The following is a 16551-nucleotide window of genomic DNA, read 5'->3' as shown; positions in this document are numbered from 1 at the left end:
GTATACTAGTAATTATATTTTCAGTTGTTGTAATCTATAATATATTCCAGGTAGGTATTACGCAAAAGATCTGGGAATATGGTAAGATTAAGGCCTTAGGTGCGAGCAAGAAGCAATTAAAATCAATTATATTAAAGGAAGGAATGTATCTTGCTTTTATAGGTATTCCTATAGGGGAATTCCTAGGATTTGTTATTGCTAAAGTTGCATTTCAGTGGATTAATAGAAAATCTGAAATGATTAATGAGATTAGTATGATACAAGTTTCTTTATTTTCTATACCTATTATTTTAGCCGTTGCTTTCTTATCTTTGTTCACTGTTTGGTTAGCATTGAAGAAGCCTATGAAGATTGTATCTAGTGTATCTTCAGTTGATGCCATGCGTTATCAAGAGAATACAGGCACGAAAAGAAGTATTCGTAAAGGAAAGACTAAGGTTAATGTGAAAAATCTTATGTTAGCGAACTTAGCAAGTAATAAAAGAAGAACATGTTCCACTATTCTGACTATGGGATTATCTTGTGTACTTTTTGTTGTAATGGCTAATTTCGTTGGAAATATGGATGAGGAATATGATGCTAGAAGTTACGTAGAAAAGGGGCAGTTTTATATTAGTTTGGATTATTCAATGAATGATAAAGCGTATCCCGAAAACAATTTGGATAATATATTGAAAAACAATCCATTTAATCAAGAAACAGTGGAAAAGATACGTAATCTTAATGGGGTAACGAATGTTTACACTAGAAAAATATTCACTATTAACACTAAGGAAAATGGACCAATGTCAGTTTCTGTATTGAATCGAGAAGATTTCAACAGGTTAAGTGAAGGGAGTACATTAGGAGTTCTTGACTATGATAAAGCTTCGAAAGAAAATGCTATTCTTTTTGGTTGGTTAAATTTTGTAGAAGACTATGGATATACCATTAATCAAGAAGTAAGTATGAAGGTAGAAGATGGTAGAGAAATAGAAGCTCCATTAATAGGTTCTTTTGGCTCATTAGATACTGACTGGGCAATTACAGAGGATACGTATAAGACATGGAATTTGGAAGAGGAGCATATTGGTTATGTATGGGTTGATTGTGAGCAAAAAGATATTGCTACTGTTGAAAAAGAATTAGATGATTTATTTCTTGGTACAGGACATATTGAGACGTTAACCTATAAAGAAGTATTGCAAACTTCAAATTTTAATATGCAATTTATGAAACTATTAGGATATACATTCCTTGCTATTATTGGATTAATTGGATTTATGAATATGGCCAATACGATGATTACAAGTATTATAATAAGAAAACAAGAATTTGGGGTATTGCAAGCAATAGGCATGTCTAATAAACAATTAAATCGAATGCTTCAAGCGGAAGGTTTAATCTTTACAATTGGAACAGTGATCGTTTCCCTAATTGTTGGAATACCATTAGGGTATGGGATTTTTCTGTATGGAAAGACAAATGGTTGGATTGGCTTGAATATTTACCATTTTCCTATTATAGAAGTAGTAATTATGCTAGGTATACTATTAGGACTACAAGGCGTATTATCTTTTATATTAAGTAGGAATATTAAAAAAGAATCCCTTGTAGAGAGAATACGCTATCAAGGGTAGAGTTCTATAAGAATTATGTTGTCAAGAAAATGGAAACCGCTGTATACTTATATTAGTAAATTAAGATGAATGATAAGTATTTTAAGGGGGAGTACGAATAATGAGAACAATTGTATTGGGAATAAGCTGTTTGCTAGAAATAATCTTAATTGTATTTTGTATTAGTAATAAGTCGAACCATACTCCAGCAGGTTATTGTTGCATATTTGGGGGGATAGCATTACTTGTTTCAACGGTTATTCTTATGCTATTTCCAAAGTATGAATTACCGAAACCTACTGGAGAATATGGGGTTGGAACATTCACTACAATGTATGAGGATACAGAACGTTTAGAAACATATTCCGATAAAAAGGAGAATCGTTGGTTAAACGTGAAATTCTGGTTTCCAGAAGAAATGGACAAAGAATCTTATGGAAAATCACCATTGATTGTATTCTCACATGGTACGTTTGGGGTGAAAGAAAGTAATGTTGCACTCTATGAGGAATTAGCTAGTCATGGATATGTGCGATATTATTGGTGTGAAAGACAATGCCTTTGTATGGAATGAGGAGCCATATCCAGTACCAGTATTGAATGTATATAGCGATAGTTCGTGGAAGAATCTTGGTAATTGGAGTCAATATGAAGAAAATTATAAGATGTTAACAGATGAATCGGTTGTAGAAGAGCATATCTATATGAAAGGTGCTGGGCATATGACACTAACAGATCTTGCGTATTCTTGCCCGCCACTTACATTGGTGTTTGGACAAGATATAACTCTTAATGTTAATAAAACTGTTAGAAAGATGAATTCATCTATATTACAATTCTTTGATACTTATTTGAGATAAAGGTATCTGTTTATGAAAGCCATTGGTATGTCCAACAAATAGTTAACGCTCCTGATATTGAGGAGTAATAATACAAAAGAGTCAGACACAAAGACCCAGAGCCGAGAAAAGAGTGAGATACCTCGCAGTTCATCGGCTCTTTCTTTTATGTATTTTATTGATCGGTAAACTCACTAAAAAGAGCTAGGCACATGAACGAAATCAAAGATTACGGCTGGGTGCCCTAAAACCTTGGTTTTTGTTAATGAGTATGTTAAAATAGATAAAAATGAAAGAGAAAATCAAATGTTAAAATATCGATAATAAAGAATACAAAAAGAGAGAATATAGATGAAGAAATTAACAACAGGAATTTTAGCGCATGTAGATGCTGGTAAAACCACATTATCAGAGAGCATGTTGTATATTAGTGGAAGTATAAGAAAGCTTGGGCGAGTGGACAATGGTGACGCCTTCCTTGATACATTTTCATTGGAGAGGGCAAGAGGGATTACCATATTTTCTAAGCAAGCAGTTTTTAGCCTAAAGGATACAAAAATTACTCTGCTTGATACTCCTGGACATGTCGATTTTTCTGCAGAGATGGAGAGAACACTTCAAGTACTAGACTATGCAATCTTAGTGATCAGTGGAGCAGATGGAGTTCAGGGGCACACAAGAACATTATGGAAGTTATTAGCCAAATATAAGATTCCAGTGTTTCTTTTTGTGAATAAGATGGATCAGGCTGGAACAAATAAGGAAAAAGTACTTGAAGAGTTAAGGCGAGTGCTAGATGATGGCTGTATTGATTTTGGTGATACAAAGTCGGAAGAATTCTTTGAGAATGTAGCAATGTGTGATGAAGCATTGTTGGAACAATATATGGAATCTGGAAGCATTACAATTGAAGAAATAAGGGAAATGATTTTAAAAAGAAAGATATTCCCTTGTTTCTTTGGTGCTGCCCTAAAGTTAGATGGTGTAGAAGACTTAATGGTTGGACTTGAGCAATTTACGGTGGAACCAATATATCCAGAAGAATTCGGCGCTAAGATTTATAAGATTGCAAGAGATGAACAAGGAAATCGTCTTACCTATATGAAAGTTACTGGTGGTAGCTTGAAGGTGAAAGATGTATTAACAAATGAGCAAGAAAAAGTGAATCAAATACGTATCTATTCTGGTGTAAAGTATGAAGCGGTTAGTGAAGTGAAAGCAGGTACAATTTGTGCGGTTACAGGGCTAACAAAAACCATTCCGGGAGAAGGACTTGGTATCGAAGAGGCTTCTATGGCTCCAATCTTATCCCCAGTCTTAACATATCAAATTAGGTTGCCGGAAGGTTGCGATGCTAGTGCAATGTTACCTAAATTGCGTCAGCTTGAGGAAGAAGAACCAGAGCTTCACATCGTGTGGGATGAGAATCTGCAAGAGATTCAAGCACAAATTATGGGTGAAGTTCAGATTGAAATTTTACGTAGTTTAATAGAAGAACGATTTAGTGTAAAAGTAGAGTTTGGAACAGGAAATATCGTATATAAGGAAACCATATCAAATGTTGTAGAGGGAGTCGGACACTTTGAACCTCTTAGACATTATGCTGAGGTGCATCTTTTGTTAGAACCAGGTGAACCAGGTTTGGGATTGCAATTTGATTCTATATGCAGTGAAGATGATTTAGATCGTAACCTGCAACGCCTTGTACTAACACATCTGGCAGAGAAGGAACATAGAGGTGTACTTACTGGATGCAGCATTACAGATATGAAGATTACCTTAGTAGGTGGGCGTGCACATCAAAAGCATACAGAAGGCGGGGATTTCAGACAAGCTACATACCGAGCAATCAGACAAGGGTTAAAGCAAGCAAATTCGGTATTGTTAGAGCCGTATTATGAATTTCAATTAGAAGTGCCAGAGAAAGTAATTGGCAGAGCGATAACTGATATTGAGAAGATGTATGGAACATTTGAGATTAGAGAAACCAAAGAAGGTATGTCAACACTTGTTGGTAGTGCACCTGTTATTACGATGCGTGATTATCAAAATGAAGTAATTGCTTACACAGGTGGTCATGGTAGATTATTCTGTGACTTAAAAGGATATGAGCCATGCCATAATGCAAATGAGATAATTGAGGCATATGATTATGATTCAGAGAAAGACTTGGAGAATCCAACAAGCTCAGTATTCTGTTCCCACGGAGCTGGCTTTATTGTAAATTGGGATCAAGTAAAGGATTATATGCATGTAGAAAGTTATCTAGATACATTAGCAAAGAATTCAGATAATATAGACAAAGAGATTCAAACGCAGACTTCCTATCAAGAACAATGGATTGATACTGATGAGATTGATCAGATTCTTAACCGTACATTCTATGCCAATAGTGGGGCGAAAGTAAATTATTACAAAGGAAATTCAGCTAAACGAGTAGATAGTAATACTGGGGCAGTTGTGCGAACTTATAAGAAGGCAGAAGCATTAGAGGAGTATCTACTAGTAGATGGATACAATATTATCTATGCATGGCAAGAATTGAATCAGCTTGCTCAGACAAATATGGACGGTGCTAGAGGTAAGCTACAAGATATATTATGTAATTATCAAGCAATAAAAAAATGTAATTTAATTATTGTCTATGATGCATATCGTGTACAAGGTCATATGACAGAGATTATGGATTATCATAATATTCATATTGTATTTACGAAAGAAGCAGAGACAGCAGATCAATATATTGAGAAGTTCTCACAGGAGAATAGTCGTAAATACAACATTACAGTGGCAACTTCTGATGGAGTGGAACAAGTGATTATTAGGGGGCAAGGGTGTAGGTTATTATCAGCAAGAGAATTGGAGGAAGACGTAAAACGTGTAAATGAAAGTCTTCGTGAGGACTATCTTGAGAAACAACAGATTAAACAGAATCGACTCTTTGATTCTATATCTGAGGAAACAGCAGAGCATATTAAGAAAATTATGACAGATAATGATTAGATAAACTTCATATGATTAGAAAAATAAAAAAACGGCTATGATTAGCCGTTTTTATTTTTAGCTTTATTAATTTGTTAATATATGAGTATTTACATATTCTTTGATTGCATTAAAACTTTGTTTACTTAGTACATGTTCCATTTTGCAAGCATCTTCTGACGCTACGTCTTTATCTACACCTAGGGCTTCAAGCCAACTAGATAGAATATCATGTCTTTCATATATCATAGCAGCAATTTCTCTACCTGATTCCGTTAAATAGATGAAGCCAGCATCCGTTACTGTTATGTAGTTGTTTTCACGAAGATTTTTCATAGCTACACTAACACTGGACTTTTTGAAGCCAAGCTCTGTGGCAATATCGACCGAACGAACGACAGGTAGAGTTTCGCTTAATCTAAGTATGGTTTCTAAATAATTTTCAGCTGATTCGTTAATGTGCATCCTTAACCTCCACATAATCTAATTTCGTTTGTATTATAAAGCTTTAGTTAGTATATCATAGAAATCCTAGATATGCAACGAATGTATGATTCCAAGTTTTACAGATTTTTGATAAAAAGTTATTGACAACAAATTCAGGTTAGAATATACTAACTATAAGATTGTAAATGAAAGTCGTTATCAATTAGGACGGATGCTCTTAACCGTTACTGAACGAAGAAAGAGGATGAGTGTATGCCATTAACAATGATGAACCCTGGAGAGGAAAAAGTGATTAAGAAAGTTGGTGGAAAGGAGGAGACCAAAAGGTTCTTAGAAAGCATTGGATTTGTAATTGGCGGAATGGTAACAGTAATATCTAAAATCCAAGGAAATGTAATAGTAAATGTGAAAGACTCAAGAGTTGCCATAGGAGAAGACATGGCCAGAAAGATACTAGTATAGGGAGAGTGTAAAGAGTATGAAAACATTGAATGAAATCCCTTGTGGGAAAACAGTAACTGTTAAGAAGCTTACAGGAGAAGGACCTGTAAAGAGAAGAATAATGGATATGGGAATTACAAAAGGCATTGAAATTTTCGTGAGAAAAATCGCGCCGTTAGGGGATCCAATTGAATTAACAGTAAGAGGCTACGAATTATCTTTAAGAAAAGCAGATGCACAGATGATAGAAGTAGAGGAATAAGAAAAGGGGAGTGAACATAATGGCAATTAAAATTGCATTAGCAGGTAATCCAAACAGTGGTAAGACAACATTATTCAATGCGTTAACTGGTTCAAATCAATTTGTTGGAAATTGGCCGGGAGTAACGGTTGAGAAGAAGGAAGGTAAGCTTAAGAAAGCGTACATAGAAAAACCAGGTGTGGAAGTTACTATCACAGATCTCCCAGGTATTTATTCCTTATCACCATATACATTGGAGGAAGTAGTAGCAAGAAACTATCTTATTGATGAAAGACCAGATGTTATTTTAAATATTATTGATGGTACCAACTTAGAGAGAAATCTATACTTAACAACTCAATTAATGGAATTAGGAATTCCTATAATGATAGCTGTTAATATGATGGATGTAGTTGAAAAGAATGGTGATCAGATACATATTGAAAAGCTAAAGAAAGAATTAGGGTGTGAGGTTACCACAATTTCAGCTTTAAAAGGAACTGGTATTGAAGAGGCAGCTAAGAAGGCTTTAAAGTTAGCAGATAAAGCTAAAAGTAGAGCCAAAGCGCCGAAGATATTCTCAGTTGAAGTAGAAACTGTATTAGATGAAATCGAAGAAAAACTTTCTTTAGAAGTAGATGAAAGTCAAAGACGGTTCTTTGCAATAAAATTATTAGAAAAAGACGAGAAGATCAAAACTAAATTAAAAGTCGTTCCTGATGTTTCATCAGAGATTAATAAAATTGAAGATGAGATGGATGATGATACAGAAAGTATCATAACAAATGATCGATATGTGTTTATATCTTCTATAATAAAAGATTGTTGTACTAAGAAAGATCATCAGAAGTTAACAACATCTGATAAGATTGACCGTATTGTTACGAATCGATTCTTAGCGTTACCTATATTCGCAGCAATTATGTTTCTTGTATATTATATATCTGTTACTACAGTAGGAACATGGGCAACAGACTGGGCAAATGATGGTGTGTTTGGTGAAGGATGGAGTTTCTTTGGATTACATGTTCCAGGTATTCCAGTCGTTATAGAGTCTGCTTTACAAGCAATTGGTTGTGCAGATTGGTTACAAGGATTAATACTTGACGGTATTGTTGGCGGTGTTGGTGCAGTATTAGGTTTCGTACCACAGATGTTAATTTTATTCGCATTCCTAGCATTCTTAGAAGCTTGTGGATATATGGCAAGGGTTGCATTTATTATGGACCGTATTTTTAGAAAATTTGGATTATCAGGAAAATCATTTATTCCTATGTTAATCGGTAGCGGTTGTGGTGTTCCAGGTATTATGGCATCAAGAACAATTGAAAACGACCGTGACCGTAAGATGACAATTATGACAACTACATTCATTCCTTGTGGTGCAAAGTTACCTATTATCGCTTTAATAGCAGGTGCACTATTTGATGGAGCGTGGTGGGTTGCACCAAGTGCTTACCTTGTAGGTATTGTAGCAATAATCTGCTCAGGAATTATACTTAAGAAGACAAAAATATTTGCAGGAGATCCAGCGCCATTTGTAATGGAATTACCAGCTTACCATATGCCAACGGTAGGTAACATATTAAGAAGTATGTGGGAAAGAGGCTGGTCATTTATTAAAAAGGCTGGAACTATCATCTTGTTATCTACAATAGTAGTTTGGTTTGCAACTTACTTTGGCTGGGTTGATGGACAATTTAGAATGTTAGATGATTTGGAAATTAATCACAGTATTCTTGCGAAAATTGGTGGTGCTATTCAAGGAATCTTTGCTCCTCTTGGTTGGGGTAACTGGAAAGCAACTGTTGCTGCTATCACAGGACTTATAGCAAAAGAAAATGTGGTAGGTACTTTTGGTGTGTTATACGGATTTGCTGAAGTAGCCGAGGATGGAAGCGAAATTTGGGGCTCACTTGCTTCAAGTATGACAACAGTAGCAGCATATTCATTCTTAGTATTTAACTTATTGTGTGCACCTTGCTTTGCAGCAATGGGTGCGATTAAGAGAGAGATGAGTAATGCAAAATGGTTCTGGTTTGCAATTGGATATCAAACGGTATTGGCTTATCTTGCTTCACTTTGTATCTATCAAATTGGAACACTCATAACAACAGGGGCATTTGGAATTGGAACAGTTGTAGCATTGGTGGTAATTGTGGCATTCATCTTCTTACTAGTAAGACCTAGTAAAAGGAGGGGATAAATATGGGAACTATTTTGGTTGGAAGTATTCTTGTAGTTATTGTAACTTTAATAATTAAGCATATGGTAACGGAAAAGAAAAAAGGAAATTCTGTAGTATGCGGTGGAGATTGTAAACACTGTGGAGGACATTGTTCGTAATATAGGTTGAAAGTCTCCAGTGTCTGAAAGGAGAATAGTAATATGGCAGCGCAACAATGTACATGTAGTAATAAAGATACACAAGATAGAAGAAGCTATCATAAATCAAAGATGCAGAAAGATCGCATCATTGAAAAGTTAAAGGAAAGTGGATGCAGAATAACAAAACAACGATTGCTCATCCTAGACATAATCTTAGGTCAAGAGTGTTCATGCTGTAAGGAAATCTACTATCAGGCATCGAAACTTGATCAAAATATTGGCAAGGCTACTGTTTATAGAATGGTAAATACCTTAGAGGAGATTGGGGCTATCAACAGAAGTAACATGTATAAAGTCTTGTATTCCCAAGAGTGCAATACGGATAGTCAGTACACAGTTTCTTTGGATGATGGTACAATCTATCAGATGTCAACAAAGAAATGGAATGACATTATTCATGCTGGACTAACCAGTTATGGTTATGTTAAGAATCAAAAGATTATATCTGTAAGTATGGATACTAGCAAGCCTAACATGGAAAATTGCGGTTAATTCTATATAGATATCTATAAAACAATCTTAAATAGTTGGAATTCTAAGAAGGATAATTATAGCTTTCATAGATGCAACTTTTAAGATTGTTTTTTTAGGCTCTATGTCAGTGCTGGGGTGCGTGGTACATTGTACCCACACCAACATTGACATAAGAGCTTTTTTATTTTGGTAAGAAAATTAGAGTAGTGTTCCTTGAAATATATTGTCCATCTTTCTTTATGTATGCTATAATACTACTATTCCTATAAAACATGTAGAATAATTTAGTTAATAAATATTTGATTTTAATAGAGTAAGAGGCGAGAATTAGTATGATATATTTAGATTACGCAGCAAATACACCGACAGATGAACGAGTGTTACAGGAATTCTGTTTGGTAAATCAAGAGTTTTTTGGTAATCCCAATTCTCTTCATCCACTTGGCGTTGCTGCAAAAGATAAGATGGAATCCATTATTGAAAGTATGAGGAAGGAACTAGAATTAGAAGATAGAGAAATCATATATACATCAGGTGCTAGTGAATCCAATAACACCGCAATAAAAGGAATTGCAAGAAGTAGTAGGCATGTCGGAAAGCATGTCATTACTTCGGGACTTGAACATTCTTCTGTGAGTGGTACCTTAACCTATCTACAAGAACAAGGATATGAGATTGATATGCTTGATATATGCAAAGATGGTACACTGAATCTTGATAGTCTTAGAGAATTACTAAGAAAAGATACGGTTCTAGTAACTGTTTGTGCTGTCGACAGTGAGTTAGGTGTAGTTCAACCCCTTAAAGAAATTGCATCTATAGTGAAAGAATTTCCAAATTGTAGATTGCATGTAGATGCTACACAGGCAATTGGTAAAATTAAACTAGATTTTAATTTAGCAGATACAATTAGTTTTACTCCTCATAAGTATTATGGATTGAATGGTTGTGGAGTTTTAATTAAGAAGAATGATTTAATAATTGAGCCACTAATACATGGTGGTGTAAGCACAACAATTTATCGAAGTGGAACACCTGCTGTAGCCATGGCAGCTTCAATTCAAAAGGCGACCGAATTGGCATTAGATGAATTTGATGACAGATATCAGGTTGTGAAAGAAAGAAATAGCTATCTTCGTGAACAACTTGTGAAGATAAAACAAGTTGTAATTAATAGCCCGGTTGAAAGTGTGCCGCACATTCTGAATATCAGTGTGCTAGGTATTCGCGGGTATGTTATGCAAGAAAGACTTGCAGGACACGAGATTTGTTTATCTGCAAAATCAGCATGTTCTGTAAAGACAACGCCTTCAAAACCAGTGTTTGCAATGACAAAAGATAAGAAGAGAGCGATGTCTTCTTTTCGAATAAGCATTAGCCATATGACAACAAAGGAAGAGCTTGATTATTTCTTAGAGAAATTAAATCTATGCTGTATGGAATAATAGAGAAGAGAATGAATTAGGAGATTAATTAAAATGAGTAGAGAATTAACGACTTGTCAATTAATAGAGAGAAGTATTAATAAGAAATATAGAAAAGAAATATGGACACCATTTGTACAAGCTATTAAAAAGTATGAATTAATTCAACCAGGAGATCACATTGCAGTATGTATCTCTGGTGGTAAGGACTCCATGTTATTAGCTAAGCTAATGCAGATATTACAAAGAATTACAGAAGTTCCTTTTGAAGTTACGTATCTTGTAATGGATCCAGGCTATAATCCAATTAATCGCCAGAAGATTGAGAGCAATGCAAAATTACTAGAGATACCAATTGTTGTATTCGAAACCAATATCTTTGATATCGTTAATGAAATTGATAAATCTCCATGTTATCTATGTGCAAGAATGAGAAGAGGAAATCTTTACGCAAAAGCAAAAGAACTTGGATGTAACAAAATTGCCCTTGGACACCATATGAGTGATGTAATTGAAACTACATTAATGGGAATGTTATATGGTTCACAAATTCAAGGAATGATGCCAAAACTTCACAGTACAAACTTCGAAGGTATGGAATTAATTCGTCCAATGTACTGCATATTAGAAGAAAATATAATTGCATGGAAGAATTATAACGAATTAGAATTCATCCAATGTGCTTGCAGATTCACTGAACATTGTACAATATGCGATAATGGTGGTGGTGGTTCAAAACGCCAAGAAGTAAAACAATTAATTAAGAAATTAAAGAGAGATAACCCAACAATTGAGACAAATATCTTTAATAGTATCCATAACGTAAGTCTGGATACTTTGATATCTTATAAACAAAAGGGCGTGGAACATTCCTTCTTAGATACTTACGACAAAAAATAATTATTCCATTATTTTTAATTTTGGTTTAACAATCTTCCATATCATGGTATAATAGAAGTGTCAGATGAACTTACAATGTCATAATTGTAAGTTTCGTTTGATACAGTTACGTTATACGTAATATCGAAGGAGGAAACAGATATGTCAAATTTAAAAGGAACAAAAACAGAAGCGAATTTACGGGCAGCATTTTCAGGGGAATCAGAAGCAAGAAATAAATATTCTTTCTATGCATCAAAAGCTAGAAAAGATGGTTATCAACAAATTGCTGACTTATTTGAAGAAACAGCTGCAAACGAAAAGGAACATGCTAAGCTTTGGTTCAAACTATTACATGATGGTTTGGCAGATACTGCTGAAAATTTAAAAGAAGCTGCTGCTGGTGAGCATTATGAATGGACTGACATGTATGCTAATTTTGCTAAGGATGCAAAAGAAGAAGGATTTGATACAATTGCATACTTATTTGAGGAAGTAGCTAAGATTGAAAAATCTCATGAAGAGAGATATCTTAAATTATTAGCTAATGTAGAAGGCGGTCTTGTATTCTCTAAAGATGGAGATGCTATTTGGCAATGTGCAAATTGTGGTCATCTAGTTATTGGAAAAGATGCTCCTCAAGTATGTCCAGTATGTAAGCATCCACAAGCATATTTCCAAGTTAAAGCTGAAAACTACTAAGGTTAAGATATAAAGTAGAGTGAATGCTATACATAAAACAATCTTCGCTACAATGTAGATGGGGATTGTTTTTTCTTTTATAAGGAGGCTTAAAATTATGAAAATTGGTATTCTTGGTGCAGGAAATATAGCACAAACTATGGCGAATACAATAAGCAAGATGGATGGGATTGTGAGTTATGCGGTAGCCTCCCGTGATTTTGAGAAAGCGAATGCTTTTGCAACAAAGAATGGTTTTGCGAAAGCTTATGGTTCGTACGAAGATTTGGTTAGCGATAAAGAAGTTGAACTGATTTATATTGCTACACCACATTCTCATCATTATGAACATGCTAAATTGTGTATAGAACATGGAAAACCTGTTCTATGCGAGAAAGCGTTTACTGCAAATGCAAATCAAGCAAAAGAAATACTTTCTCTTGCAAAGGAAAAGAAAGTATTTATTACAGAAGCAATCTGGACAAGATATATGCCAAGTAGAGAGCGAATTCAATCAATTATTGAGAGTGGTATCATTGGTGAAGTGACTTCTGTAACAGCGAATCTAGGATATGTTATTAACCATAAGAAACGTCTAGTTGACCCAGTTTTAGCTGGAGGTGCCTTATTGGATCTTGGAGTGTATCCAATTAATTTTGCCTTTATGGTGCTTGGAAGTGATTATTCAGAAGTATCCTCAACTGCGATTGTAACAGATAGTGGTGTTGATAGTATGAATAGTATAACATTGTCATATGGTGATGGGAAGATGGCGACGCTACACAGTACATTTCATGCCAGAACAAATCGTATGGGAGTAATTAGTGGTACTGATGGCTATATGGAAGTTCAGAACATAAATAATTGTGAAGAGATTAGAGTATACGATCTTAAGGATGAGTTGATTAAGAAAGAAACATTTAAAGACCAAATTACTGGTTATGAATACGAAGTTAAAGAATGTGTTGAAGCTTTGAAAAATGGACATCTAGAATGTGAACAGATGCCACATGCTGAGACGATTAAGATAATGGAATTAATGGATTCTCTTCGTAAACAGTGGGGAGTAATCTATCCATGGGATGAGACAGATAATTAATCAGATAAGTATTTTGATATAAGTTTATTATAGATATTAGCCGAATTATATTATAATATTATAGTATGATACCAGGGTCAAAAGGTCATGTGTTTCATGCTTGCATGAAAAAACATGACTTTGGGACCCGTAAAACATGAGAAAGTAGCCCGAATAGGGTGGATTTCGAATGTTTTTAGGATTGTGAGAGCACAAAGTGCGTAACAATCCGTAGGTATCAGGGGTCAAAATACCTTTTGACCCCAACATCATAGTATTATTATATAATTATTGTGCAGATAGGAGTTAACAATGTACGCAGATGAAAATTTGGTAAAAATCAAACATGATGTAATGTATGAAGTGGCTAAATTAGCCTTCGAAGGGAAACTTGAAGAAGAGAGAGATCATATCCCTATGAAACTAATTCCAGGACCAATGCCTCAATTTCGTTGTTGTATATATAAAGAACGAGAGATTATCAGACAAAGAATCCGTTTAGCAGAAGGAAAATCTGTTGCTGCTAAAGATAATGGAAATATAGTACAAGTAATTAGTTCGGCTTGCGAAGACTGCCCAATCTCTAGTTATGTCGTGACAGATAACTGTCAAAATTGTGCGGGTAAAGCATGTATCAGTGCTTGTAAATTCGACGCAATCTCAAAAGGAAGAGAACGTTCCTATATTGACCCATTAAAATGTAAAGAATGTGGTAAATGTTCAAAGGTCTGTCCATATAATGCAATTGCAGGTTTGAAACGTCCTTGTAAAAATAGCTGTCCTGTTAATGCGATTACTTATGATGAATATGGTGTATCACAAATTGATTCTAAAAAATGTATTCAGTGTGGACGTTGTATCCACAGCTGTCCATTTGGTGCTATTGGAACAAAGACTTTTATAGTTGATGTAGTAAATGCTTTAAAATCAGGAAAACCAGTTTATGCAATGGTAGCACCAGCAACAGAAGGTCAGTTTGGACCAGATATAACAATGGAAAGCTGGAGGGTTGCAGCTAAGAAAGTTGGTTTTGTAGACTTAATCGAAGTTGGGCTTGGCGGTGATATGACAGCAGCTAGTGAAGCGGACGAATGGGTAGAAGCGTATAAAGAAGGTAAGAAGAAGACAACATCTTGTTGCCCTGGGTTTGTGAATATGATTCGTAAACATTATCCAGAATTAGAAGACCATATCTCAACTACAGTATCACCAATGTGTGGAGTATCAAGAATGGTAAAAGCAAAACACCCAGGTGCTATTACTGTTTTCATTGGCCCTTGTACTGCCAAAAAATCTGAAGTTGTAGATCAAAAGATAGAAGGAAATGCAGATTATGCATTGACTTATAGTGAAATAAGAGCCATCATGAGAGCAAAAGATGTAAAACTTGAACCAGCTGATAATACATATCAGGGTGCTAGCGTGCATGGTAAATTATTTGGTAATTCAGGTGGTGTTACAGCAGCAGTGTTACAATGTATGAAAGAAACAGACCAAGAAATCGATGCTAAGATTTGTAGAGCCAATGGCGCAGCGGAATGTAAGAAAGCTTTATTATTGTTAAAGGCAGGAAAATTACCAGAAGATTTCATTGAAGGAATGGCCTGTGAGGGTGGTTGCGTTGGTGGTCCAAGTCGTTATGAAGATGAATTACCGGCAAAGAAGGCAAGAGATCAATTGATTGGAGCTGCGGATAGACGTGAAGTTCATGAAAATCTTAAAAATTATGATATGGATTCCTTCTCAATGCATAGATGATAATGGATAGAATTCAAAAAATTGAAGATAATTATTAATAGAAAAGCTGTTATTTGGGATTAAACAAGAAAATCACTTGTTTGATAACGGATAACAGTTTTTATTTTTGGTTAGGAGGATTATTGAATGAGTACGAAAAATCAGTATACTCAATTGTTCCTAACGTTTTTTAAGATAGGAGCGTTTACCTTTGGTGGCGGATATGCAATGATACCGTTAATACGAAGAGAAGTAGTTGATAAACAGTGGATTGATGAAAAAGAAATGATGGATATAATTGCTGTATCGGAATCAACCCCTGGACCATTTGCAGTTAATTCCGCTACTTTCGTAGGCTATCATTTAGGTGGAGTTTTTGGAGCAATGATGGCAACACTAGGCGTAACATTGCCATCGTTTTTAATCATATTAATAGTATCCTTCGTTCTGAAGCAATTTGAAGAATTCCCTGCAGTACAGTATGCATTTACAGGAATCCGTGCAGGAGTATTTGTACTTATACTAAGTGCCTGTTATTCCATGTTTAAACAGTGTAAGAAAAATTGGTTTAGCTATAGTATCATAATTGCAGCATTTATTAGCGTTGGATTCTTTAATGCTAGTGCTATTTTAGTCCTTATCATATGTGCCATAGCAGGACTTTGTATAAGTAGGATAGTATAGTAGTATCCAGCTGTATACTACGCTCTGCTATAGCACTTTATTCTGAGAGTTATTAAAAAACAATAAACAATATTGACTATGAATACTAACTATATTTATTCATTTAGGTAATTTATTTATTTGAGTATCAACAAAGTAAATCAGCAAAACTCTTAGTAACCTAGCGTTGCTTCTTAGCTGACGTGCTATGACTAAGAAACGATAGCGAAACAACTAAAGTACTTCTTAGTGTGTACTGAAACACCTAGGAATACGAGGCATGGAAGTCGAGTAAGCCTGAGCTGAGGCAGGAAGCCGAATCGAAGGCGGTTCCGCATCATTTGCATACCCTAATGTACACACTTAGAAGTACTTAGATGTGAAGTGTGTTTCGTGTCATAGCACGACAGCTAAGAAGCATTGAAAATATAGAGAGTTTTGCATCGATAAAAGTATTTACCAAGAAAGGAATCAAAATGATATATCTAAGACTCTTTTTATCCTTTTTTAAAATAGGCCTATTTACCTTCGGCGGTGGTTATGCAATGCTGCCTCTGATAGAAAAGGAAGTGGTGGCAAATAACTGGATGAGACTAGAGGAGCTAGTTAACTTCGTCGCAGTAAGTGAAAGCACACCAGGTCCGTTTGCTGTCAATGTATCAACTTATGTGGGTAGAGT

17 protein-coding genes are annotated in these 16551 nt (G+C 35.1%); 16 read left to right on the top strand and 1 reads right to left on the bottom strand.

Features of this window, described 5'->3' with window-relative positions; all coding sequences use genetic code 11:
- The 4 genes from ACW2QF_RS02250 to ACW2QF_RS02235 all read left to right on the top strand — a co-directional run.
- Nucleotides 1-1619 (top strand): ABC transporter permease (locus ACW2QF_RS02250; RefSeq protein WP_455714367.1); only part of this gene is annotated, 1619 nt, incomplete at its 5' end.
- Nucleotides 1620-1719: 100 nt separating this feature from the next.
- A complete protein-coding gene (locus ACW2QF_RS02245) occupies nt 1720-2172 on the top strand; it encodes a hypothetical protein (RefSeq protein ID WP_455714366.1) in 453 nt (150 codons plus the stop codon).
- Nucleotides 2120-2458, top strand: coding sequence for a hypothetical protein (locus tag ACW2QF_RS02240; protein WP_455714365.1), 339 nt, complete (start codon nt 2120-2122; stop codon nt 2456-2458). The genes ACW2QF_RS02245 and ACW2QF_RS02240 overlap by 53 nt, the downstream gene beginning before the upstream one ends.
- A 330-nt stretch (nt 2459-2788) precedes the next feature.
- A complete protein-coding gene (locus tag ACW2QF_RS02235; RefSeq protein WP_455714364.1) occupies nt 2789-5440 on the top strand; it encodes an NYN domain-containing protein in 2652 nt (883 codons plus the stop codon).
- Between the two features lie 66 nt (nt 5441-5506).
- On the opposite strand, the gene ACW2QF_RS02230 is transcribed toward ACW2QF_RS02235, so the two are convergent.
- On the bottom strand, nt 5507-5884 hold the full coding sequence (locus ACW2QF_RS02230; protein ID WP_455714363.1) for a metal-dependent transcriptional regulator: 378 nt from the start codon (nt 5882-5884) through the stop codon (nt 5507-5509).
- A 234-nt stretch (nt 5885-6118) separates the two neighbouring features.
- Between ACW2QF_RS02230 and ACW2QF_RS02225 the strand changes: the two genes are divergently transcribed.
- The 12 genes from ACW2QF_RS02225 to ACW2QF_RS02170 form a co-directional block, all read left to right on the top strand.
- Nucleotides 6119-6328 (top strand): FeoA family protein, encoded by a 210-nt coding sequence (locus ACW2QF_RS02225; protein WP_455714362.1) that lies wholly within the window; start codon nt 6119-6121, stop codon nt 6326-6328.
- Nucleotides 6329-6344: 16 nt separating this feature from the next.
- Complete coding sequence (locus ACW2QF_RS02220; protein ID WP_455714361.1) at nt 6345-6569, top strand: FeoA family protein; 225 nt, start codon at nt 6345-6347, stop codon at nt 6567-6569.
- Nucleotides 6570-6588: 19 nt separating this feature from the next.
- The gene (feoB, locus tag ACW2QF_RS02215; protein ID WP_455714360.1) at nt 6589-8754 is read left to right on the top strand and encodes a ferrous iron transport protein B; all 2166 of its coding nucleotides are present in this window, start codon (nt 6589-6591) and stop codon (nt 8752-8754) included.
- Nucleotides 8755-8756: 2 nt separating this feature from the next.
- Entirely contained in the window at nt 8757-8894 is a 138-nt protein-coding gene (locus ACW2QF_RS02210) for a FeoB-associated Cys-rich membrane protein (protein ID WP_455714359.1), read from the top strand.
- Nucleotides 8895-8936: 42 nt separating this feature from the next.
- A complete protein-coding gene (locus tag ACW2QF_RS02205; protein ID WP_455714358.1) occupies nt 8937-9428 on the top strand; it encodes a Fur family transcriptional regulator in 492 nt (163 codons plus the stop codon).
- 314 nt (nt 9429-9742) lie between these two features.
- Nucleotides 9743-10855, top strand: a complete 1113-nt coding sequence (locus ACW2QF_RS02200) for a cysteine desulfurase family protein (protein WP_455714357.1) — start codon at nt 9743-9745, stop codon at nt 10853-10855.
- 33 nt (nt 10856-10888) lie between these two features.
- The gene (locus ACW2QF_RS02195) at nt 10889-11734 is read left to right on the top strand and encodes a tRNA 2-thiocytidine biosynthesis TtcA family protein (RefSeq protein ID WP_455714356.1); all 846 of its coding nucleotides are present in this window, start codon (nt 10889-10891) and stop codon (nt 11732-11734) included.
- Nucleotides 11735-11875: 141 nt separating this feature from the next.
- Nucleotides 11876-12415 (top strand): rubrerythrin, encoded by a 540-nt coding sequence (rbr, locus tag ACW2QF_RS02190; protein ID WP_455714355.1) that lies wholly within the window; start codon nt 11876-11878, stop codon nt 12413-12415.
- Nucleotides 12416-12512: 97 nt separating this feature from the next.
- Nucleotides 12513-13493, top strand: coding sequence for a Gfo/Idh/MocA family protein (locus ACW2QF_RS02185; protein ID WP_455714354.1), 981 nt, complete (start codon nt 12513-12515; stop codon nt 13491-13493).
- A 291-nt stretch (nt 13494-13784) separates the two neighbouring features.
- Nucleotides 13785-15230, top strand: coding sequence for a 4Fe-4S dicluster domain-containing protein (locus tag ACW2QF_RS02180; RefSeq protein WP_455714353.1), 1446 nt, complete (start codon nt 13785-13787; stop codon nt 15228-15230).
- Between the two features lie 126 nt (nt 15231-15356).
- The gene (locus ACW2QF_RS02175; RefSeq protein ID WP_455714352.1) at nt 15357-15893 is read left to right on the top strand and encodes a chromate transporter; all 537 of its coding nucleotides are present in this window, start codon (nt 15357-15359) and stop codon (nt 15891-15893) included.
- A 455-nt stretch (nt 15894-16348) separates the two neighbouring features.
- Nucleotides 16349-16551: chromate transporter (locus ACW2QF_RS02170; RefSeq protein ID WP_455714351.1), on the top strand; the 203-nt coding region annotated here is incomplete at its 3' end.

Source organism: Anaerosporobacter sp., from assembly GCF_965301125.1.
This window is presented reverse-complemented; position numbering and strand designations above follow the sequence as displayed.